The sequence below is a fragment of the Planktothricoides sp. SR001 genome, from assembly GCF_001276715.1.
In the GTDB taxonomy this organism is placed as follows: Bacteria; Cyanobacteriota; Cyanobacteriia; order Cyanobacteriales; family Laspinemataceae; genus Planktothricoides; species Planktothricoides raciborskii.
Genome location: NZ_LIUQ01000051.1, coordinates 1 through 23,065 on the forward strand (window position 1 = coordinate 1; position 23,065 = coordinate 23,065).

17 protein-coding genes and 1 pseudogene are annotated in these 23,065 nt (G+C 43.4%); 12 read left to right on the forward strand and 6 right to left on the reverse strand.

Going from position 1 to position 23,065, the window contains the following annotated elements:
- The first annotated feature begins 90 nt into the window (after positions 1 to 90).
- Positions 91 to 357 carry a transposase family protein gene (locus AM228_RS36975; protein ID WP_354635652.1) on the forward strand — a complete coding sequence of 89 codons (267 nt, stop codon included), beginning with the start codon at positions 91 to 93 and terminating at the stop codon, positions 355 to 357.
- A gap of 125 nt (positions 358 to 482) precedes the next feature.
- Entirely contained in the window at positions 483 to 998 is a 516-nt protein-coding gene (locus tag AM228_RS33365; RefSeq protein WP_197285376.1) for a transposase family protein, read from the forward strand.
- A 310-nt stretch (positions 999 to 1,308) separates the two neighbouring features.
- Here the strand turns inward: AM228_RS33365 and AM228_RS31215 are convergent.
- From AM228_RS31215 to AM228_RS22785, 3 genes and pseudogenes are all read right to left on the reverse strand, one after another.
- Positions 1,309 to 2,380, reverse strand: a pseudogene (locus AM228_RS31215) (IS630 family transposase).
- A 115-nt stretch (positions 2,381 to 2,495) separates the two neighbouring features.
- Positions 2,496 to 3,989: a tubulin-like doman-containing protein gene (locus AM228_RS22780; protein WP_054469235.1), complete on the reverse strand. Its 1,494-nt coding sequence runs from the start codon at positions 3,987 to 3,989 to the stop codon at positions 2,496 to 2,498.
- 4 nt (positions 3,990 to 3,993) lie between these two features.
- A complete protein-coding gene (locus tag AM228_RS22785; protein ID WP_054469236.1) occupies positions 3,994 to 4,494 on the reverse strand; it encodes a hypothetical protein in 501 nt (166 codons plus the stop codon).
- 197 nt (positions 4,495 to 4,691) lie between these two features.
- Here AM228_RS22785 and AM228_RS22790 point away from each other — a divergent pair, with 197 nt between their 5' ends.
- From AM228_RS22790 to AM228_RS22830, 9 genes are all read left to right on the forward strand, one after another.
- On the forward strand, positions 4,692 to 6,068 hold the full coding sequence (locus tag AM228_RS22790) for a hypothetical protein (protein WP_054469237.1): 1,377 nt from the start codon (positions 4,692 to 4,694) through the stop codon (positions 6,066 to 6,068).
- A 138-nt stretch (positions 6,069 to 6,206) separates the two neighbouring features.
- Entirely contained in the window at positions 6,207 to 6,818 is a 612-nt protein-coding gene (locus AM228_RS22795; RefSeq protein ID WP_156331988.1) for a hypothetical protein, read from the forward strand.
- 262 nt (positions 6,819 to 7,080) lie between these two features.
- The gene (gene bchI / locus AM228_RS22800; RefSeq protein WP_054469239.1) at positions 7,081 to 8,172 is read left to right on the forward strand and encodes a magnesium chelatase ATPase subunit I; all 1,092 of its coding nucleotides are present in this window, start codon (positions 7,081 to 7,083) and stop codon (positions 8,170 to 8,172) included.
- A 242-nt stretch (positions 8,173 to 8,414) separates the two neighbouring features.
- On the forward strand, positions 8,415 to 8,921 hold the full coding sequence (gene ruvC, locus AM228_RS22805; protein WP_054469270.1) for a crossover junction endodeoxyribonuclease RuvC: 507 nt from the start codon (positions 8,415 to 8,417) through the stop codon (positions 8,919 to 8,921).
- Between the two features lie 1,288 nt (positions 8,922 to 10,209).
- The gene (locus tag AM228_RS22810) at positions 10,210 to 13,524 is read left to right on the forward strand and encodes a PAS domain S-box protein (protein WP_082349020.1); all 3,315 of its coding nucleotides are present in this window, start codon (positions 10,210 to 10,212) and stop codon (positions 13,522 to 13,524) included.
- Positions 13,525 to 13,551: 27 nt separating this feature from the next.
- Entirely contained in the window at positions 13,552 to 14,514 is a 963-nt protein-coding gene (locus AM228_RS22815) for a pyruvate kinase (RefSeq protein ID WP_054469240.1), read from the forward strand.
- A 766-nt stretch (positions 14,515 to 15,280) separates the two neighbouring features.
- Positions 15,281 to 15,577, forward strand: a complete 297-nt coding sequence (locus tag AM228_RS22820) for a DUF5678 domain-containing protein (RefSeq protein WP_054469241.1) — start codon at positions 15,281 to 15,283, stop codon at positions 15,575 to 15,577.
- Positions 15,578 to 15,933: 356 nt separating this feature from the next.
- Positions 15,934 to 16,392 (forward strand): tRNA (cytidine(34)-2'-O)-methyltransferase, encoded by a 459-nt coding sequence (locus AM228_RS22825; RefSeq protein ID WP_054469242.1) that lies wholly within the window; start codon positions 15,934 to 15,936, stop codon positions 16,390 to 16,392.
- Between the two features lie 900 nt (positions 16,393 to 17,292).
- Positions 17,293 to 19,935, forward strand: coding sequence for a peptidoglycan DD-metalloendopeptidase family protein (locus AM228_RS22830; protein ID WP_082349021.1), 2,643 nt, complete (start codon positions 17,293 to 17,295; stop codon positions 19,933 to 19,935).
- 110 nt (positions 19,936 to 20,045) lie between these two features.
- On the opposite strand, the gene AM228_RS22835 is transcribed toward AM228_RS22830, so the two are convergent.
- Positions 20,046 to 20,345, reverse strand: a complete 300-nt coding sequence (locus AM228_RS22835; RefSeq protein WP_190880062.1) for a DUF3593 domain-containing protein — start codon at positions 20,343 to 20,345, stop codon at positions 20,046 to 20,048.
- Positions 20,346 to 20,508: 163 nt separating this feature from the next.
- The gene (locus tag AM228_RS22840; RefSeq protein ID WP_054469244.1) at positions 20,509 to 20,811 is read right to left on the reverse strand and encodes a DUF2499 domain-containing protein; all 303 of its coding nucleotides are present in this window, start codon (positions 20,809 to 20,811) and stop codon (positions 20,509 to 20,511) included.
- A gap of 187 nt (positions 20,812 to 20,998) precedes the next feature.
- On the opposite strand from AM228_RS22840, the gene csaB reads away from it, so the two are divergent.
- The gene (gene csaB / locus AM228_RS22845; RefSeq protein ID WP_369817797.1) at positions 20,999 to 22,045 is read left to right on the forward strand and encodes a polysaccharide pyruvyl transferase CsaB; all 1,047 of its coding nucleotides are present in this window, start codon (positions 20,999 to 21,001) and stop codon (positions 22,043 to 22,045) included.
- Between the two features lie 10 nt (positions 22,046 to 22,055).
- Here the strand turns inward: csaB and AM228_RS22850 are convergent, their stop codons facing one another.
- The gene (locus tag AM228_RS22850; protein WP_054469246.1) at positions 22,056 to 22,742 is read right to left on the reverse strand and encodes a M15 family metallopeptidase; all 687 of its coding nucleotides are present in this window, start codon (positions 22,740 to 22,742) and stop codon (positions 22,056 to 22,058) included.
- Positions 22,743 to 23,065: the final 323 nt, after the last annotated feature.

Below are 23,065 nucleotides of genomic sequence, written 5' to 3' on the forward strand. Positions count from 1 at the left end.
GTGAAGTTGCCTTGGGCACAATAGACATCTCCGAAATAAAAACTATGCGGGATGATTTATGGTACAATAGAATTTTAGCGAGGATTATAGATGAGTAAATTAAAAGACTATCTGGACAAAAATCCCCAAGAAGCAAAAAGGCTATTAGGGATGGAATATGAGCAACTTATAGAACTGATTCAAGCCGCGCAGTTATTAGAGGAAAAAATCCGAGAGGAAAAAGAAAAAACTAAAATCAGGTTAATTAAAGGAGGTGGGGGGCGTCGCCAGAAATTATCTGTAGAGTCACAAATCTTACTAACTCTAATTTATCTGCATCAAATGCCGACATTTCAAATGTTAGGATTTTTGACGTAAGTGAATCGACAGCGAATGATATTTTCCATCCTTGGATAAAAATTTTGAGAGACTTACTGCCAGCCAGTTTATTATAACAAGTCAAAAAAAACGAGAGTGACTGGGAGTGGATCGAAGAAATTCTGCTGGAAGTTGAGTTAGTAGTAGATAGCTATGAACAGCCTCGGGAAAGACCTGTAGACAGTCAAGAGCAGAAAAAATATTATTCGGGAAAGAAAAAAACACATAGCTTTAAAAATCAAGTAATTGTCATGCCAAACGGGAAAGAAATAGTAGATGTAGTTGTTGGTTATCCCGGCGCAACAATTGATATTACATTGTGGAGAGAAAGAAGGAAGGAACTAGGAAAAGAGCAAAAATACATAGGGGATCTAGCTTATGTAGGAGAAGCAGCAATTAATACACCGCATAAAAAACCAATTCATCAAAAGATATCGGTGGAAAAAAAAGAAGAAAACCGATTAAAAGCCAAAGAAAGGATTGTGGTCGAACATTTAATAAGGCTGATAAAAATTTATCGAGTTGCGTCAGAAAGATTTCGGTTAAATCGCCAAAATTACGAATCAGTTATCTTAACAGTATGTGGACTAATAAGATGGCGAATAGGAGCCATTGTCATTAGAGCTAAGAATTGTGAATAAATTTTGTAATAAATGCTTGGCATTCAGAAACAAAATTGATTAATTATTATCAACAAAAATCAAAAAGCCTATGAATTCGTTACTTTTGGAGAACCAGGCACAGTAGTTATAGAAACCTCAAAAGTAGCCATAGAGGGTATTTAGGGATTTTCGGAGATGTCTAATGGCTACCGGAGAATGTGCCCAAGGTGCTGAAGCATCGCTGTGCGTACCTGAATGGGGCATTCGCTGCTTAATTACCTCCAGCAATATAATATACTTTTCCTGAGTAAGTAGGTAGGTGAAAAAATCAAAACTAAGTAAAGATATGTTAAGAAGATAGGCCAGACTTAAACTTAACCCGTTTGGCTGTATAGTTTCCCTCTGCGCTTCGGGTCTCTACACCTGCCATAACCGCATAAGCTAGGTCTAGTTCATCTTCAAACATACGTCCGGCCAATTCATCACGTTTCAAATGCTGCCACTCTAATTCAATTTCGTTCATTTCAGAACAGTATTTAGGGAGTAAAAAAATGTACAATCCTTTCTCTTCCCATGAAGACCATTTCTTTTGAACTTCTAAACTTTTATGAATCGGACCATTGTCTTGCACTATTACTCTAATTCGTCCGGTTTTGGTTAACGCTTCCGCCGCTTCATCCGCTTCTATTTCCATCATTTTCATATAAGATTTACTGGTAAAACTTCCAATAGCAAGGCCATAATTAAAGCTCACTTTTGGTTGCATTATTCCTAAAATGCTCAGTCTTCTCCCTCGTCTTGGCGTTTGTTCCTGACGTTTCTGTTCCTTGGACGGAAAATAGGTATAACCGACTGAACTCCATAAACAAAACCCCGACTCGTCTAAATACTTGATAGTCAATTTCTCCCGCTGCTGCGGCGAATTCCAGCATATCTAGATCGGCTTGTTTTATCTTTTTTTCTTCAGGGTCTTGCTTACTTTTATGACTGATTCTTGTTCGTTTGCAAATTATTCCCTTTTTTTTTAGAACCCGTCTGAGGCGATCTGGACTTAGGTAAACTTGCCGTTCTGCCGCCAGTTTTTTAGCCAGTTGTTTACTGTTGTAGGTGCGTGGCTCCTGCCTAAGACATTCTTCTACATAAGCTATATCAGCCTCTTTCCACTTCGGTTTGTTTCCGCGCCCCGGTTTGTCCCACAGTCCCCCTAGTCCCTTCTTCTCCCAACGATGCAGTGTGTCCCTGACTCTCTCAACAGACCAGTTAAAGTGACTCGCAATCTTTTCAACATACCATCCATCAGCATTCAACCGGACAACGGAGGCTCTATCTTTTACCCTTTGAGGTAGAGTGGTTGCCTTTCTAAGTTCAAACAAGGTTCGATCTTCTTCCGGGGTCAGAAATACTCTCAGACGAGCGCCCATAATTTTTTCCTCCAACGAGCTGACTGGTCTTTACTTATCTTTACATACTTTGGATTTTTTGTACCTACCTACTTATATATACTTATCTCATAACTGAGATGCACCCTTTCTAAGATTATTTTTCATCAATTGTGAGGTACAGTGCTTTGGCTAATCGCACGACGCCGCCATTGGGAGGTTTAATCTTTTTAGCCATTCGAGGTAGCCGTTCCAAAATATTGTTAATCAACACGCTACTACTGCTTTTTAGCAAATTGCTGAACTCATTTCTTACTTCTTTGCTGTCTGATTTGAGTGTTTTTTCAGCTTTATCCTGCACAAAATAATCGATATTAAACAGTTCTACTCCGGTTTCCGAATGAATCATCGCCAGCCATCGCAAATAATCTTGACACCAGTTATTAATTTCCTCGATCTGCTTATGCTCACTCTTCAGTTTAGCGCGATCGAAAAACTTTAACGACCAAGGGACAACATTCGGTCCCTTGCTTTCGATCGCATATTCCAAATCGTGAGCGATCGCATAATTCCAGACAAAAGCAAATCGAGCCGCATTTTCCAGCTTCTTCTTAACTTTATCTTCATCTGGAATATCGCTCCATGTCACCGCGTTTGCTTTTTCGCGGCTGATCAGAAACACCTGATTTCGTTGATTGTCGTTTTGATTGTTGTTGCCAATTTGCAAAAAATCTAGCAACGCTAAGGCTGCATAAAGTTCTAGAAAATGAGGCGTATTGCGCTGTTCACTGCCTTCGGGCTCAGTGTTAGAAACCTGAGTAAGTCCCGGCGTTCCCAGCAGATAGAATCGATCGAATTTTAAATCTTTATTCGTCGCATAATATCGTAAAGCGGCCTCACTTCTGAGAATAAATTCTTCAGACTTCGCGCAGATTTTGGCTTGCGGAGACTTTTGTTGCTCTGATGTTGTAAATTGAAAGTAAGGCAACATAAGCACTCCGCCCACCTTCACACTATTCCGCAGTTTTTCTGCTTGCAACTTATTTAACAGTAATCGACCCAAAGTCGGAAATCCAGCCGCTCCGGTGCCACCAAAAATCGAACCGCAGAGAAACACCCTCGGTGCTTTTCCTGTAGCTACATCTGCTAAAATTTTGTCAATAAACTTTTGCCAATTACTTTGGTTATGCCGATCTCCAATGACCCGAGTTATAAACGCCGCACCAACTGCGGGACGGCCATGAAATCCCCCCCCAAGCTCGTCATCTCTTTCGTCTGAAGAATATAAAACATGAAATAAGTTACGCACTCGATCATTTTCAGGATAACTATGGTAAAACTCTTCTTGAAGCTTAACCTTGTTTTCACCCGATGTAGACTGTAAACATTCTTCAAGGTATTCGATTTTTGACTGCATCAAAGGCAGATCATTATTGCCATCAAAAATTTTGGAGCATTTTTCATAGTTGTCAATAGTTTTCTTGGACGCCGCTATATTGCCGTTCGCTTGATCTTGATCTACAAATAAAACGTTAATGTTTTCTGAATTATCTGATCCACTGACTGAATAAATTCCTGCTGCCGCTAAATGGGCAACAGCTTCGACAATTTTACCACCAGTTCCGCCAATAGCGATAATATACAGAGTCATCAGTCTAGTTTATCCTCAAAAAACGTTGCAACCATTGAGCACCAGGAACTACATAAGTCAGCAGCAAAGGCGTACTCACTGCTGTAGCTAACCAAAAATTGATCGCCATAATGATGACTAAACTCCCTAACATTGAGGGAATTGCTTCAGGAATAGTTTTTCCATAAGAATGTAGAGATAAACCGGCAATACAGATGGTAAATATGAAGATTACCCACCAAATCAATTGACCAATGCTGGTGTCTTCTTTAGGATAGAACTTCGGTCGGAAATAAAAAACAGCGATCGCCCACCAGATTGCTGCCGCGATCGATGAAGCCCAGAATACAATCAAAGCGGCAGGACCATAATTATTCTTCACAAATTCATCAGGTTTGATTGCTGTCAAAGGAATCATGCCGGTAGAAAATAACCAACCACCTATCTGGAGCAAAATAAATCCCAAAAAAATTGCCCCGAATAGCCGACATATTTCCCACCCTCGCGCTTGAATATCATCGGTCATTTTTTGAAATCATGTTGACTTGTGATTATCGAGTCTGATTTTTTTTAATGATTCTTTTATGCAATAAATTTGATGAATTTGTTATTCTTTTTTAGAGAGTATTCATATTTTTTTTTTTTCTTCTGTATATTTTGCTACATTTTACAAAAATTTACATTTAAAATTTATCGCTGCCTGCGAGGGAGCAAGGAATTACCATGAACAAAGCCATCTATGCTGTAGGAATCACCATCCTGTCCTTAACTCTGACTGGCTGTATCAAGCAAGATAACTGGGAATGCACCCTGCCGACCACCGGGGAACTGGAAAACCAGGCATCAACATCAGTATCAATCACCCCGATCGTTCAAATAGACGGCACCCCATCCATGCAAGGGTTTGTTAACATTCCCGACAGCCGCTATATCCGCACCCTCCGTCTGCTGGACATGGCGACCACCACTGCCTTTTCCCAGTCTCAACCCCCCAGATACTATCGTTTTGGCATCAACCGAACGCGCTTAAGCAAAGAAACATCTACTCGAATTGCCCAAAGTCCTTGGTTTTATGACGGCAGCAGCGAGTCCTTTCTTGATGCGCGAATTGACAAAGCGGTGGAACCGATAGACGACACACCAGTTAACGAAGTTTATATTGTTGTCACCGATTTGTATCAACAAGAAGGGGAAATGACGGCGGTACTCAATAGCTTAAAAACCAACTATTTAGACAAAGAGTATGCCGTAGGAATTTTGGGAGTGCGGAGCGAATTTGATGGCATTGTTTACGACGTGGGTTTAACCAATGAGTATTTTGATTATACGACAACGCCTAATAAACCGGAAACCTTTCACCCCTTCTATGTAATGGTTTTGGGGACTTACGAAAATGTCGCCAGTTACTTCGATCGCCTCAAACAAGCCAGCCAAAGTGACGGACTCAATTTTAGCGATGACCAATTTGTAATTTTTTATCATCGCCTAGTAGAACAACCCTCATTGTTAAACATTGAATCGGATATCTTGGAATCAAATCTAGCAGGAATTGAACGTCAAGTCACAATTAATGATGGCAACGTGATGCTCCTGGTGCAAAACGAGCGAAACATCGAACGGCTGATGTTCAAAAATACCGACTCCGCTGAACAATGGCAAGATATTCAGTACGAATTTGCACACAATCCTTTACCTTACGTTTTATCTGTATCCCCTGATTTTCAGCTAAAATTAGGCGGAACATTTAATAATGATAGCCCCGATTTTGAGGATATAGATCAAAATGCCGTAGCAGAATTTATGCAAGCCAGTAATTGGAATATTCAAGAAAATACCATAGATTTTTCTATGTTGTTTAATTCCCCAAAGATGGAAACAGGTGTTTACAAAATTACTGTGGATGTTGTGCCAACATCAATCACCGGACGAAATTGGTGGCCGAAATGGAATTTAGCCGAAAAAGATAAATTTGATGGCTCAAAAACTTATAATGTCTTGCCATTTTTAGAGAACTTGCAAGCAATCACTTTTCAAAAAATTAGCGAATCTCCCGATGGTAAAATTGCTAAGTTGTGCTATGTCCTGCATAAAGAGAGGTAAAACAGCGGGTTCAGAAACCCGGTTTTTTAATTAAATTTTGGGGTTTGGGCAAAACTTATGGCAAAAACCGGGCTGATTGGGTTTATATTTTATATAGTCCTACAAGCGCGATCGCACTGAGTCCTCATGTATTGCCCAATGCAACTAGACTGTCAATCCATGACCGGGGTAATTCACAATTGCCCGAATGTGAAACAATGCCTAGAGAATTCGCCGCTAGATAGAAAAGAAGCCCTGCGGCTTTACTTTCTCAACTTGGGGGTCAGCCCTGAAGATATCAACATTCAAATCGACCCCTTAAATCCGAGTTTTATTTTTTCCTCATTTTCCCCCAGACAGTGCTTTAACTACAATCGGGATTATGCCACCAGAGATACAATTATTTTTGGCCAACCGATTGATTGGCAAAATCAGCGCTTGGGTGGACTTCATTACTTTGATGCATTGACCGTGGATCAGTTGCAAGAATTGCTCGATCGCGGCTTTGCCGATCCCGCAGAAAGACAAAATTGTTCACCCACCATTCGGGAAATTTTTCAATTTGGTCAAGCCCAAAAAAGTAAAGGGTTTGAGTGGACTTTTCAAGGCTATGTCATCTCCCCAGATCGCGAAGATTATCGTGTCAGTATTGATGGCATTGAATGGCGTGGGGATGCTTGTTATCAAATCATTGCCGATTTTGAGGCGATCGCCCAAGATGCGGATGAATTAGACATTGACCCCAACTTCCTTCGCGCTTGGTGGGATTAGATAGCTGTGTTGCTACGTTCGTTGTCTTTGGTTCGTCTTGGGCTGTGATTCTGTTTTCGTATTGGCATCAAACACCATTGCTTGGCTTACGGTGATTTTTCCCTTCCCAGTTTCTTTTAACCAACCTACACAGGAAAAGGGGATGGGGTCAACCGCTAAACCACCAAAAGTCAGCCGCCAACAATCCGATTGATTGTTGTGTCTGACTCTATGGCACAATGAGAACGACTAATTATATATATTGTAAGATTTAGGTAATTTCGTGAGTCCGACAGCCCTAGCAAGCCCCAACCCGACAACAACTTCCCGTCGCGCTGTTTTTCCCTTCACCGCCATTGTCGGTCAGGAAGAGATGAAATTAGCGCTCCTGTTAAACGTGATTGACCCCAAAATTGGCGGTGTGATGATTATGGGCGATCGCGGCACGGGCAAATCGACCACTATCCGCGCCTTAGCCGATCTGCTACCGGAAATCGATGTGGTTGCTGACGATCCCTTTAACAGCGATCCCAGAGATCCTGAAATGATGAGCGATATGGTGCGCGATCGCCTAGCCCACCACGAAGAACTGCCGATCGCTAAGAAAAAAGTCACAATGGTAGACCTGCCCCTAGGCGCCACAGAAGACCGAGTTTGCGGCACCATTGACATTGAAAAAGCCCTATCCGAAGGGGTGAAAGCCTTTGAACCAGGATTACTAGCCAAAGCCAACCGGGGCATCCTCTACGTCGATGAAGTCAACCTGCTGGACGATCACCTGGTGGATGTCCTCCTCGACTCCGCCGCCTCTGGTTGGAACACCGTAGAACGGGAAGGGATTTCCATTCGTCACCCAGCCCGGTTTGTCCTCGTAGGTTCTGGCAACCCCGAAGAAGGAGAGCTCAGACCCCAACTGCTCGATCGCTTCGGAATGCACGCGGAAATTCGCACCGTCAAAGATCCGGCCTTGCGAGTGCAAATTGTGGAAGAACGGTCAAGCTTTGACCAAAATCCCCAAACCTATCTGGAAAAGCACGTCACCGAACAAGAAGCCTTGCAAAAACGGCTGGTAGAAGCCCAAACACTTTTATCTTCCGTGACCATTGACTATGATTTGCGAGTCCAAATTTCTCAGGTTTGTGCTGAATTAGATGTAGACGGTTTACGGGGAGATTTAGTCACCAACCGCGCCGCGAAGGCGATCGCCGCCTATGAAGGTCGCACCACAGTCACCGTAGATGATATTCGTCGGGTTGTCACCCTCTGCTTACGTCACCGTCTGCGTAAAGACCCCCTAGAATCCATTGACTCTGGCTATAAAGTACAGAAAGTATTTTGTCGCGTCTTTGGCATTGAAATGGCGGAAGAAAGTTAATTGTTAATTGTTATTCGTTGTTAGTTGTTGGTTATTGCCCCCCTTTGAAAGGGGGGTTTAAGGAGTTATTGGTGGGTAGGGATTCTTTTGTTCGTTATTGGTTGTTAGTTGTTGGTTATTGGTTGTTAGTTATTTATTCGGGCATCTAGCCCTAATAACTAATAACTAATAACCAACAACTAATAACGGACAACTAATAACGAACAACTAATAACGAACAACTAATAACTAATAACATAATGATGCAAAAACGTATCTTAGGATTAGATCCGGGATTAGCCAGATTAGGGTTCGGGGCAATTCTTTGTCAAGAAAATCAAGCAAATCAAGCAAGTCCAAATTTAACCCAGGTATCACCGATTGATTTTGGCATTATTCAAACCACATCCAGCCAAGAATTAGGCGATCGCCTCTGCACCATTTATGAAGATTTACACGCTTTAATCAACCAAATAAAACCCAACCTAGTTGCCGCTGAAAAACTCTTTTTCTACCGCATGGGCAACACCATTTTAGTCGCCCAAGCTCGCGGAGTTCTCCTATTAGTTTTAGCCCAGCATAAACTGCCCTTAGTTGAATATACCCCCGCCCAAATTAAACAAGCCTTAACCGGCTATGGCAATGCGGAAAAACATGAAGTTCAAGCCGCCGTTGCCCGAGAACTAAACCTCCCGGAAATTCCCCGCCCTGATGATGCCGCCGATGCTTTAGCCGTGGCTTTAACCGCGTGGTGCGATCGCTCTCTATAACAAAATTTACTAAGTTTTACTAAGTTTTATTCCATAGTTTATTTATTATTGGCGATTATTGGCGATTATTGGCGATTATTGGCGATTATTGGCGATTATTGGCGATTATTGGCGATTATTGGCGATTATTGGCGATTATTCGTGATTACTCGTGATTACTCCTCCGCTGCCCGCTGCCTCGATCCCTTCTGTCCTCCTTGCCTCGCTCCCCCGATCCCCACGCCGCCGCTTCCCTGCACAAAAGCACCGCTACAAGTAACGATTGCTAAATGCGTCTTGGCATCCCATAACCAAAAACCGAGACTCACAATCTCTGATATAATCTTCTGATATAATCTCTGATATATTTTCTCATAAGTTAGCGTTTAAGTTAGGGTTTTGACTCCCATAGTTACCGGGAAAAATGGATTATTGCAATCACCCACTCAAGGGAATTTTTTTAACGAAAAATCCCCAAAAAAAAGCGGGAAAAAATCTCCTTCCTAGGAGTCGAGGAAAAATTTCCTCAACTGATTTTTAACAGAAAAAAGCAGCAAAACACTCATCCCAATTGAATCTCAGCCTACCGAGAAACAATGAGCCAACCCAAAAAGGATCCATGCCCCCTGGTTAAGTCCATAGTTCGATGCCCCTTGACTCAGCATGAGTAAAATTCACCATCCGAGTCATAAAATCGTAACACCACACTTCAGACCTTTATTCGTTGCCAACTGTTCGATTAGGGAAGTGGACAGTTACAATCGAAGTAAGAGATATTCTCGTCACACCTTGAGTCAGTTGTGAGTGTAAGGGGGTTATCGTTGGCGATTTTTTATAATTTTGGTCGGCGACTCTGCAACCCCTGGGATAACAGCACCCCAAAAACAATGCTCGGATACGGATAGCTTCCGAATCACCTTCTCTCAGGTGAAAGTTAGAACTTTGGGTCTGATGGCAAACAAATGAACAAGGCAGCTATAGTTTGGAAGATAAAGCTTCTTTGGAAGATAAAGCTTCTTTGGAACCGTATAGGTTTAGTCCGATTCTGAACAAAAACCGAAAAAAATTCTCTCATAGGAATAAAACATCGCACCCAGAATTATTTTCCCTTGGACTTAATCAGGGTCATATGGGCGGATTGGTCAAGAGATCGTCAGTCATCTTTAATGCTTTAATTCCTGTTAGAGATCGATCGGGCATTCACCGATGTAGATATCTCACCGAGACCATGAATCGGCAGAGCGGACAATGTTGGATCAAGGAGAATAGCAAACGGTGACAACCTTTGCATATTTACTAGGAATAAGTCATGCGAAATCAGCAACCAAATCATCATTCTATTGAGTTTCCATCAACGCCAAGTTCGCTCTTATTATCAGGGGCACAAGACTTGGGACATTTAGCTATGATGGGTGTTGCCCTCAATGGGCGAATTATTCATTGGAATCATGGCTGTGAGAGGCTATATGGATGGTCCAGCGCTGAAGTGCTTGGTCAAAATGCGGATCTGTTGTTGAAAACCCGTTTTGCGATCGCCGAAGCGGAGGTAAAAAGACACTTATTCAGTGAGGGTCATTGGGAAGGGATACTGTTTCAATGTAAACAAGATTCATCCCCCCCATCCCGACCTAAAACACTTAAAAAAAATCGCATCCAAACCCCATCTAATAAAAGCGATAGCGCATCCGCGCCGCTTCGCGAACGCCAGGAAAATTTGCAAGAAATTACCGTGGCGAGTCACTGGACGGTAAAACGAGATAGTCAAGGTGAACCATTCGCCTATTTAATCGTCAATATTAATATTTCTGGAATTACTTTAGGGTTGGCTCAGAACAGTTCTGAAACTTCTGCCAAAACATCCTTAATTTCTGCTAATCATAAACCAGTAAATTCTCAAATATATAGCCAAACCCCCCCGTCAGGTTTATCGGTCTATAGATTATCCCAAACCTGGCCAGAACCAGAACACTTACTCAGCAATTGGATTTCTAACATTCCTGGAGCTATTTACCGATCCAAAATTCAAAAAAAGCCTAAAATAGAATTTATCAGTGAAGCAATATTTGAGATTATTAAGTATTCAAACGAAGAAATTATTCGTCAAGAAAATCATAATTATTATGATTTGATTTATGGTGAAGATAGAATCGTGGTCGAACAAACTTTTAACAACATCAGTCCCAAAAATCCATCATTTTCTATCGACTATCGGTTGATCGCCGCCGATGGTCAAATTAAATGGGTCCATGACCAAGGCCGGGGAATCTTTAATAAGTCGGGGGAAATGCTGTATGTTGATGGGGCAATTTTTGAAATTAACGCTCGCCAAGAAGCCGAAGAACAATTAGTCAAATCTCATCGAAAAATAATCAATATTCTAGAAAGTATTAGTGATGGTTTTTTTGTAGTAGATAAATACTGGAATTTTAGCTACATTAATCTACGAGCTGAAGAAATATTTATGCTCGATCGCGAACAATTAATCGGCCAAAATATTTGGCAAGAATTTCCTGGTTTATTAGAAACCATTGGCCAACAATGTCACCAGGCGATCGCGGATAACACCAAAGTTCATTTTGAAGTCTTTGAACCTTTACTTGGGATTTGGTTAGATATCCGAGCCAACCCTCATACCGTGGGATTGTCGGTTTATTTTCAGGATATTACAGAACGCAAAAAAACCGAAGCAATGCTTTGGGAACGCGCCCACCTGAGTGCATTTAGCGCGGAAATGGGTCTAACCTTGGGACAAGGAGGATCTTTAGCAAACCTATTGCAACATTGTGTCGATGCGATGGTGAAATATTTGGAAATCAGTTCGGCGAATATTTGGATCTTTAATTCCGTGGCCAACCTGCTAGAACTACGCGCCCAAGCCGGACATTTGTTAGATGAGAGCATCTTTCCCAAACGCTGTCCTCCCGGTGATTCTTTAGTCTGGAATATTGGCCAAAAACGTGAACTGGTGATGGGAAATTTTTCCAACATGAGTGGGGCTTTAAAAGAACTGTTTTCTAATAGTTGTTTACTGCAAGCCAATTTCGCCGGTTATCCTTTAATCCTTGAAGATCGGTTAGCGGGAGTGATGATTTTATGTAGTCGTGAACCGTTTACCGATTCGATTCAAAGTGCCTTGGGATGGGTGGCTCAGGCGATCGCCGTGGCCATTGACCGGGCTTGGGCTAGGGAAGCGTTACTCTCTCGTCGGGAAGGCTTGCTGTTCCGACTAGCCAGCCAAATTCGCAATTCTTTGGACTTGGATACGATTCTGGAAACCGCCGTGACGGAAATTCGCAGCTTATTAAAAATTGACCGCTGCCAATTTGTCTGGTATTTCCACAATCCGATCCAATCTTCTCTCACCGTCACCCATGAATCACGACTTCCCGAACTGCCCAGCTTGTTGTGCGAATATCCGCCGAAAAAAACAGGGCCTTTGGCGTATCGAATTAAGCGTCTCGAAGCCTTGCGCGTAGACGAAGTGATGACCCAGGACAATTTAGATGAAGATACACGATCGCTGATGAGTGAAATGGGCATTACTTCCGTTCTGCTTTTACCCTTGGAAACGCGATCGGGACAGCTAGGGGCTGTGGTTTGTAGTCATTCTAGCGGGCCGCGTCCTTGGACTGATAGCGAAGTGGAACTCTTACACGCCGTTATCGATCAAGTCGCCCTCTCCATTGACCAAGCGGAACTCTACGCCCAAACTCATGCCGCAGCCTTGGCTGCCCAAACCCAAGCCCAACAACTCAGCGAAGCCTTACAAAACCTCAAACAAACTCAAAGCCAGCTAATTCAAACGGAAAAAATGTCTGGTTTGGGGCAAATGGTGGCGGGAATTGCCCACGAAATTAATAACCCCGTCAACTTTATTACCGGCAACCTGGTTCACACCAAAAACTACGTGGAAGACTTGCTGGGTTTGATGGAATTGTATCAAAAAAATTACCCGGATCCGGTGCCAGAAATTCAAGAAGAAGCGGAAAATATCGATCTGGACTTTTTAATGGAGGATCTGCCCAAAATCTTAGCCTCGATGGAAATTGGCGCGGAACGAATTAGTCAGATTGTCTTATCTTTACGCAATTTCTCCCGTTTGGATGAGGCGGAAATGAAGCCGGTGAATATCCATGAAGGAATTGATAGCACTCTGTTGATTTTACAGAATCGCTGCAAACCCAAAGGCAAAAATTCCGGAATTGAAATCATTAAAAATTATGGAGATTTACCGAAAGTAGAATGCTATGCCGGTCAACTCAATCAAGTCTTTATGAATGTGTTGGCCAATGCAATGGATGCACTGGAAAATCAACCGAATCCACATATTATTACCATTACCACCGAGGTAGTTCAACCCACCGAATGCATCAAACCTTCTCAGGTGGCGATTCGCATTCAGGATAATGGCCCTGGCATGAGTGAGGATGTACAAAAGCGGTTATTCGATCCATTTTTTACCACGAAGCCCGTCGGTAAGGGAACTGGTCTGGGGATGTCGATTAGTTATAAAATTATTGTGGAGAAACATGGCGGGATTATTGAATGTCATTCAGAGCTTGGTCAAGGAACTGAGTTTTTGATTCAAATTCCCATTTCTCAGTCAAAAGTCGTAAACAAATAAATCTATTGATTGGGGAGAAATTGACCGATGAAACGAGTTTTTACCTTGGGGCCTGCCAGTGAATCGCCGAAAATCATTGAGTATTTTTGTCAAACCGCTGATGGCTTTCGCCTGAATGTGGCTCATCTTAGCTTAGAAGGATTAAAAACATGGTTGGATCGGCTGTCGAGCATTTTTTACAACCAGGGAAAAGTCTGGCCGGTGATTTTAGATTTGCAAGGGGCTAAAATGCGAATTGGTCAGTATCCATCCCAGGCAGAAATTCCGGCAAATGTTTGCTTATTTTTTGGAGAAGTTTCTGCATCTCCTGATTATTTACCTGTGCCACATCTCGATCTATTCCAGGTTTTGCAAGTCGGGGATATCCTTTCCCTGAATGACGATCGCCTCAAAATTAAAGTTACAGAAGTTGGTCAAAGGCAAGCCACCGCTGAAGTTTTAGTCAATGGTTCATTAAGTGCTTATAAAGGGATTAATCGACTGGATCATCCGGTGCCTTTTACACAGGTAGGACAACGCGATCGCGCTGCCATTGAGTTAGGATTACAGTATGAGTATGTTCAATTTGCTTGCTCATTTGTTTTGGATGGCACCGAAGCCGAACACCTCAGACCATTGACTCAAGACCGCCGGTTAATTGCCAAAATAGAACGCCCTGAATCCATGCAGTTTCTTCAGGATATCGATGGGAATTTTGACGACTTATGGTTTTGTCGTGGGGATTTAGGAACCCAAGCTGGTTTGCGGGTTTTGGGAGCATTGCAAGCACAGTTTGTCGCCCAGTTTCCCCAGTTATCTAAACCCAAATTCATCGCCGGCCAAGTGCTGGAATATATGACCTATTTTCCTCAACCTACCAGAAGCGAAGTTGTCCATTTATATGATTTAAAAATAGCTGGATTTGATGGGATGGTACTCTCCGATGAGACTGCTATTGGTCAATTTCCTGAAAAAGTGGCTGATTTTTTGCAGGATTTTTTTACGATTTAAATATATTTAAATATATTTAAATATATTTAATTAATTTTCATAATTAAATATGACTTAATTATTCCGCGCAAATAGCAGCAATATTTTTATTATTAGCAAACCCGCATAAACCTTGATAAAATTTTCAGAAAATACAATTTTTGATAGTTGGTTTTCTTTGATTTAGTAAGTAAAATTACGTAAGTAAATCTACTTAATTAGAGGTATAAAGCCGATCGCCTAGTTAGTATTTATCTAGCTAGTATTTATACAGAAAGCAATACATCAGCCACGCCAAAGGGACCAAAAGTATAACTGTTAGCATTTAAAAGGCGATCGCCCGGACTCACTCCTCACAAATCAGCAGATTTTTTTGCCAAAACTGCCCCAAGGGGGATTTGCTCTTGTGATTGATTTATATTGGGATCCGCCGTGCGGGAAAATTGTCCGGTCTGACTTATGGGACTTATGGGACAAAATTCTCTGGGTTTGATAAATTTGAGTAGAGACGTCCAAGGGATTTTGATGATTTAAATCACAAACAGCCCTCAAGAGGAAAAAACCGCCTCAGTAATGAAATATCGGCACAATTGGAATGACTAGGGTTGTTTCTGGATATGGAATTGGAGAATTTACTTCGCCCAGGGTCACGGACAGCCATGCTTAAACTGACCATTGATATCTTAAATTTTTATATTTTTTTTTACTGGGTTTGGAAATATGTGTTACCATAATCATAAGCCAAAAAATATCAGATTTTTTAGCAAAAATTACAGGAGAATCGGACATGACTCAATTATCTCCGCCAGAATTTTCCAGATTTAAACCAGAACCCTTACATGACCTAAAAGAACCATTGGAACAACAAATATCTCCGCAAGAATTTTCTAAACTTATACAAGAAGAACAAAAGTGGCTCAACGATCACTTGGATGAACTGATCCATCAATATGCCGGGAAAACTGTGGCAATTGAGCAAGGTCATGTGGTGGGGGTTGGCAATGATTATAGTGAGGTATGCGATCCATTTTTTAAACAAGGTCGGGGCATTATGCCATTAGTCTTTCAAGTGCCTCCGTGGTAAAAATAGCCGTAAGTTTTTACGCGGATCCCTGGCATAAAAATAGATGTCGAGCGAGGGAGCGAGGGTTGCGTAAAATTTACTGAATTAACTAATTGATTACCCAGTGAGATTTACTGGTTAAACATAAATTTATGTGGGAAAAGTCTGGGATATAACTTGGGAAATTGCGCCGCCCCGAATCAGAAAAAGTCAGCAGACCATGACAATTTCTCCTCGCCGCCTCAGATGACATCCCAAAGATATTTTTGGTGGGCGGTAGCACAGTTTTTGTTATAGTCCAATTCTGATATAAATTCCCAGTGGTGGGGTCTTTGTGTATCCGCTGCTGGTTTATTGCTGCAATTTTTAGGGACTCAATGCCACAAATTGTCTTAGTTCACCCACAAATTCCCCCAAATACGGGCAACATTGCTCGCACCTGTGCCGCTACCGGAACTGAACTACACTTAGTTGGGCCAATGGGATTTGAAATTAGCGATCGCTATCTGAAACGTGCTGGTTTAGACTATTGGCCTTATGTTCGTCTCACTTATCATTCGACCATAGAAGAGTTTCAAGCATTCCATCAACAGCGCGGTGGACGGTTGCTTGGGTTCAGCACTCGTGGTCAAATCAATTACATTCAATTCGAGTTTCACAACGATGACTGGTTGTTATTTGGCAGTGAAACCACGGGTCTGTCCCCAGAAGTTCTCGCTGCTTGCGATGCAACTTTATCGATTTCCATGACACAGCCCGGAGTAAGGAGTCTGAACCTTTCTGTCAGTGTGGCGATTGGTTTATTTGAAGCCCGTCGTCAATTGGGCTTACTGTGAAATCTAGCTCGATCTCCTCCCTCGGTCAGCCCGGTTGACTGAGGGTTTTATATATTCAGGAGAACGCAGGAGATCGCTGGTTTGGTCGATGACAAAAAATCTCTACTGAAGGATTAATCTAGATTGTCTGATATGGTGTTTCTATGATTCGATTGAATGATTGTTTTGTGAAGCGGCGATCGCTTCACCAAAGAAAATTTCGCCCTACCAGGGAACCGTCAAACTCTCGATCTCATCAGAGTTTGACAATTTTTAATTTTTTTGGCAATCGTTAACCCGATTTCTATGCCAGTCAATTATCCCGAAAAGCTTATGTATGGTCAATTCAGGCAATTAACCCCCTAGGCAAATCCTCGTTGAAATTCTCTATTCACCGAGCGAAAAGATAAGCAAAACTTATAAAAAAATGATCGATCCCCAGAAATGTCAAAATAAATTTTTCTGGGGTTGAACAAAACTAGATGAAGGGGATCAAAAGACCGAAATACTTTATCATCAATGATTCAAAGCATCTACCGCCCATTGGGGTGAGGGGTCAGAACCACCATCAGGAGAACAAAGACCACGATTGTGTGTGAAATGCTACTGCGATCGCCTGCATTTTATTTGCTACTATGCTACAAAAATGAGTAAGTTTATCCAGATAGGCAGTTTTCAACCCGGTCTTAAAGACACCCAAGAAAAAAATCGATGATACTTTAACAATGTTTTCCATGTCTCACCGCTTGCCGAAATTAAAAAATCACGGTAATCTGACCAAAGGATATAATCTGTCAGCGACCCTTGTCTCTGGCTGAAGATGTTAAGCATCATACGACTGGTAGTACATTGATTGATTCAAGATGTAGTTTTACTGGTAATTAGGAGGTATTTTTTTTGAAAGGAGCATTTGAGGACAATATGAAGCCTGTTCCTTCCTGTGCAGCCGGTAGTGATGCAGTAGCCGGACAAACAAGACAGGCGCTTACAGAGGTTAACCGCAGCAAAGCTTGTACTTCTGCTGCCATGCTAGGATTGGCCATCTCAATGGGAGCGTCAAATATGCTAGTACCTCAACAAAGCGAAGCGGCTGTCACCAATCATATTCCGGCAAGCGATCGCGGAAATTGGCTGACCACTTCGCCCCAGCCTGATTTGTCATCAGACCTGGATATCGCGGATACATTACCGCGACATGACAGTGAAATTTCCCTGTCTGGTTCAGAGGATTCTTTGGCTCAGGACTTGTCAGAAAACACCAACCAGCTTGTCATTGCCGAAAATCAAGGGATAAGTCTAAATGTCAGGGAAACTGGTGCTATCCCCGACGGGGATACCCAGGGGGAAATTGCCGAAACCGATGAGCCAGAGTCACTCACAGAAAATCTATCGGCGATTCACCCCGGAGTCCCAATGGCAACGGAAATCGGTAAACCTCAACCTTCATTCGTGGTGACGCCAGGTGCATCGAGTCAGCCAGAATATTTCTTTTCTGCTACCCAACCCAGCACCCATAGCTTGGCAGTCAGTTTGCCCTCGCCCAATCAGTGGTCCAGTCAAAGCTTGGAAGTGGGCGGTTCCGAAGCAACGCTGCCGAATTCAGCGCCGGCCTCAACCCGAACCATCATTCCCGGTTCCCCCAGCTATACAGCCCATCAAAGTGCGCCCACGGAAAATCAAGAAATGCTGATGGAAGTAGCTAATCCATTAGTCACCAATTATCAAAATGTAGGGGCAACGGACGTGGAGTTGAATCCTCGGTTGGATTCTCCCCAGGTTGGCATTGAATCTAGCAATCCAGTCCCGGCTAACGACCTGTCAGGGCAGACAGAAGCGCTATGGCATCCACAAGGATCCGCCAGCGCACCCGTGGAGTCTATTTCAGAAACATCAGAAACATCAGAAACATCAGTTGCCGCAGCCGAACTAGAAGTCACTAGCGATTCGGAGGCAACAGTTTCGACGGACAGCGAGATTCAGGAAATGAATTCCGTAGTTTCCAGCGATGTTGCATCCGCAACGCCGAAGCGCGATCTCCCGCTCACCGTCAAGCCCGCACAATTTCAATTCACCGCCCAGCCTTTACCACTAGAGGCCACCCCAGAGTCATCGGTCGTCGCTTCCCCTGATTTAACCAATACGGTGGTGATTTCACCGACCGCTGTGTCATCAGCCTCTAGGATTTATCAAGTAGGTGTGGGCGAAACTTTGGATATAATCGCTCAGAAAAATAATGTGTCTGTCTCCGATCTGATGAAAGCAAATCAGATCAGCGATCCGCACTTCATTAAAGCCAACCAAAAAATTAAAATTCCTCTGATTAACCAAGAAAACAGCACAAGTCTGAACGAATCCGCCAAAGTTGAACAGCCTCAGACTGCTGAATTCACTTCAGAAGCCTTTGTCAATGAAGTTTCTGCTCCGGTTGTCCTTGGTACAGATGCGATTTATCCTTTAGCCCCAACCCGCAGAAGCAAAGGAAATTTAAATCCGGTAGATTCTACTCCTGTGCCAATAGATTACGGCCATAACAGGGCAGGATTACCCAGTGCATCTCAGGGCAAAACCCCTTCTGTCAATAGTTTGAAGTCCGATCTGCTCAAACTACGCGAAAAATATCCCATTGGCCAACCGGAAAGCCAATATCAGTCTCAGCCCGAACTGCCCATTGAGTCGGCGGCGAAGTTTTCCAATCAATTAATGGTGACAGTTCCCGATTTGCCGACCGATCGCCCATCTACGGTAGCGCCCAATCAAATTTCACAAGCCAGCCAAGGTGCTGCCACCGAAACCGTTTCCAATGGCTATGTCCAGGGATTGAGAGCGGACATTGAGCGGCTACGCCAGAATCATCCCGATCAGGAATTGGCCAACGGGCGATCGCCAGACCCTAGTCGGTCTAATCAAGCTTCTTCCGAAGATTCTTCTGAGCAATCGCCGCAATTCTTGCAGGCTTCCGTGGAAGATAAGCCGAAAAAACGGCAACGTCCTGGGACTCCATTCCCAGAAAACGCCAAACCCAACAGAGACGAAGAGGCAAACAGCCAGGATTTACTGGCCACTGGTTCGTCCGGAACCACTGCCTACCAGCCTCTGCTACAGCCGACTACGGGACAGATGGTTTCCCCGCAGTTGCCTCCTCTGAATGGTCCGGAAGCTTATTTGCCGAACAGTCCGGCGATTTTCAATGGCTATATCTGGCCAGCGCAGGGGCTGCTCTCCTCTGGCTATGGTTGGCGCTGGGGACGGATGCACAATGGCATTGACATTGCCGCTCCTGTGGGCACACCGATTTTCGCTGCGGCTGCCGGGGTTGTCACCTATGCCGCTTGGAACGACGGCGGTTATGGCAACCTCGTGGAAATCTCTCACCCCGATGGCAGTTTCACCCTCTATGCCCACAATAGTCGGATTTTAGTCCGGGAAGGCCAAGAAGTCGATCAGGGAGAACAAGTCGCCGAAATGGGTAGCACGGGATTCAGTACCGGCCCTCACTTACATTTTGAAATTCATCCCCCAGGGCAAGGTGCAGTGAATCCTATGGCCTATTTACCTCGTGAATGATGTCGGATGAATGATTGGTAATTAGTTAGTGTGAATTTAAGTGAATTCATCCAAAAAAAGAGCGAATGACACGCTCTTTTTTTTGGTGATTTTTGGTGATTTTTGGTGATTTATGATTGGTTTGAATTTTCCAGGCGTTTTACTGCTTGCCTAAATCCCAGGACAATTAAAATATTTGCCAAGGTAAGAAATACTTCGGCACTTCCATGTAACCAGTCGATATTGGCTAAGGCTTCCCCGTAAGCAACTTTGGCATAAATTCCCGCTGGAATTGTGACTCCGACAAATACAAGAGTGCCATAGAATCCAATTAATGCTAAACGCGGCATCTGACGCGATCGCGTGATCAACCATAAAAAACCGAGATAAGGAAGCAGAGAAACCGCAAATAAAGTATCTTTAGAAATCATAATTAACTCACATAAATATCAGGAAATTTCCGGTAAATTTTTCATTTCTGATGATGGTTGATTCTGGAAAAATCATGGATGCCATGAATGTTTGTTTAGGAAAGGTGAATGCTAAATTAGTATTTAACTACTGTTTACTTCCGATTAAATTCCTATTAAATTACTATTTTGATAAGCGAACGGAACGCCATATCCACCAGGCTGCGGCACAAAGGGTGCAATTCCCCAAGACGGTCATGGCAGCTTGCAGGGTGACAAGCCATTCTAAAGATGTGGGATTGTCAAAATAATGCCAGGTGCAAGCACATAAGGCGCTGACGAAAGCGGGTAACATGGCAAAAGATAAAGGCCACCAGTAGCGATCGCCGGTTAATTCGCCATATCTCCAAACTAACCAAATGGCTGCTACCCATTCAATCACGCTAGAGACGTGAATAATCCAAGTAGGAATTGATAAAGCGTGCATGATAATGTTAACTCTTTGTTGGTGCGATTCAAACCATTAATCATACCATCGGGCAAAAGCTCGTAAAGATTCGCTGGAAAAAAAATTTCTGTTCCCGCAACATGATATGAGTGGTAAAGTGCCCTCCGGCACGAAGTCCGCGAACGGAAATTGATTCATGCAGTAAGGGCAAGTCGAAGAAATGAAAATGCGGGTGGTTTGTTGTGGATATTACGGTAAGGGCAACGCGGGGGATGAGGCTTTGATGGCGTCGTTGTTGCAAATGTTGCCCTCAGAATGTACCCCTTGTGTGCTGAGTGGCAATCCGCAACAGACCCGCGATCGCTACCAAGTCGCGGCTTGTAATCGGATGTCTGCCTTTGATGTATTTAAAGTATTGCGCCAATCCGATGCCTTTATTTGGGGCGGTGGGAGTTTAATTCAAGATGTCACTAGCGCCCTGAGCCCCCTCTATTATATTGGCTTGATGGGATTAGCCCAGCAAATGGGTCTGAAAACGATTGCTTGGGCCCAAGGAGTCGGCCCTTTAAATCGACCGGCGATCCGGAATTTAGCCCGACAAGCTTTTGCCGGTTGTGATGCCGTGAGTGTCCGAGATACGGGGTCAGCGCAGTTATTATCAGAATGGCAAATTCCGCCGCTGGTCATGGCGCCGGATCCTGTGTGGGCACTGGCCGCCAAACCTTTACCCCAACCCGCCATCAATTTACCTGCGCCTCGTGTGGCGGTAAATTTGCGATCGCACCCCCAACTCACCCCTGCCCGTTTAGCCACCTTAACCCGCGCCTTAATTGATTTTCAAAAAGCCACAAACACCGGCATTCTTTTGGTGCCTTTTCAAGCCTCTCTTGACCAAGAAATTGCCCAATCAATTCATGCTCAACTGCCCGGTAAAAGTCATATTTTCTCCCTAGAAGACCCTCAAGAAATCAAAGGTCTATTTCCGGGAGTCGAAATGGTCATTGGGATGCGTTATCACAGTTTGATTATGGCCGCTGCCGAAGGATGTCGCTGTTTTGCGCTCAGTTATGACCCCAAAGTGAGTCAATTAATGAAAGAAATAAATATCCCTGGCTGGGAATTATCTAACTTGCCGGAAGATCCGAATCTGATTAGCCAAAGTTGGCTGGAACATTACACCAATGGCCAAGCCCTTTCGGATATAAAAATTAAATCCATCGTTGACCGGGCAAGAATGCACCAGGAACTTCTACATGAGGTTTTATTGAATTAGGGGAACTGGGTTATTGCACTCGCCCATATATTGCGGTTAACTTTCCCGTCAACCAAGCCCACATTTGATCGCCGAAACAAAAGTGCCACCATTCATTTGGGTGACGCACAAATCCCGCAAACTGCATCACTTCAGATAAGAGTTGGCGGTGTAGATGATATTGTTGCTCGATGCAATTATCACTTGTGGCAAAATAATCTGGGTAAGAACGCGGGGATACTTCGTCAATTGGCGAACCCATGTTAACCGGCTCACCCATTGAATCGATTATGCTGAGATCCACAGCGGCGCCGGTGCTATGAGGTGGGGGAGTGGCTGGATCTAAACTCGGAGGCGCCCAAAATTCATAAACTTGTTTGAGAATTGCTTGCTGTCGATCGCCCGTTAATTCTGTTTCGGTTAGTCCTTGGGCTTGGATTAATTCTTGATAGGTATGGTCTACCATGAATTGTTGCACCGCTACAGGGCGATAGGCATCGAAAATTTGCAGTCGCCATCCTAGTTTTTGTTGGAGTTGGTTTTGGGCGACGATTAGTTTTTCTACGACACTCTGCCGCATCATGTAGGGTGATCGCGTTCCATAGTCAGCACCGAGTTGCTGATACGGGTGTGGAGACACCACGGCCAAAATATCCACAGGAATGGGGATTAATGGTTCCCCACATTCGGCGATCGCTATTTGCTGGTAGGGTTTCATCTCTAATTCAGATCTAACTCAGATCAATAGTTGTTGGATTTCCGGTTAATTTCATATTGATTCGCTTTGAGTTTGGATTATAAACGATTTTGACTGTTTGACCCGGCATTTGGATGCGGTTTTTTCCTTGTGCCGGTTCAACAGACGGATCGAGACTCCGTTGGACAAGTTTCCTGTAACAAATCTTAATAAAACTTGTTGTTCCTCAAAAAATTGAGTACAATCGAGCATAATCTTTATATCAAGAAAAATATGAGTAAGGCAAATTTACAGCCATTCAATTGCCTGCGATCGCTGATAATTATTGTTTTTTTTAACGATTA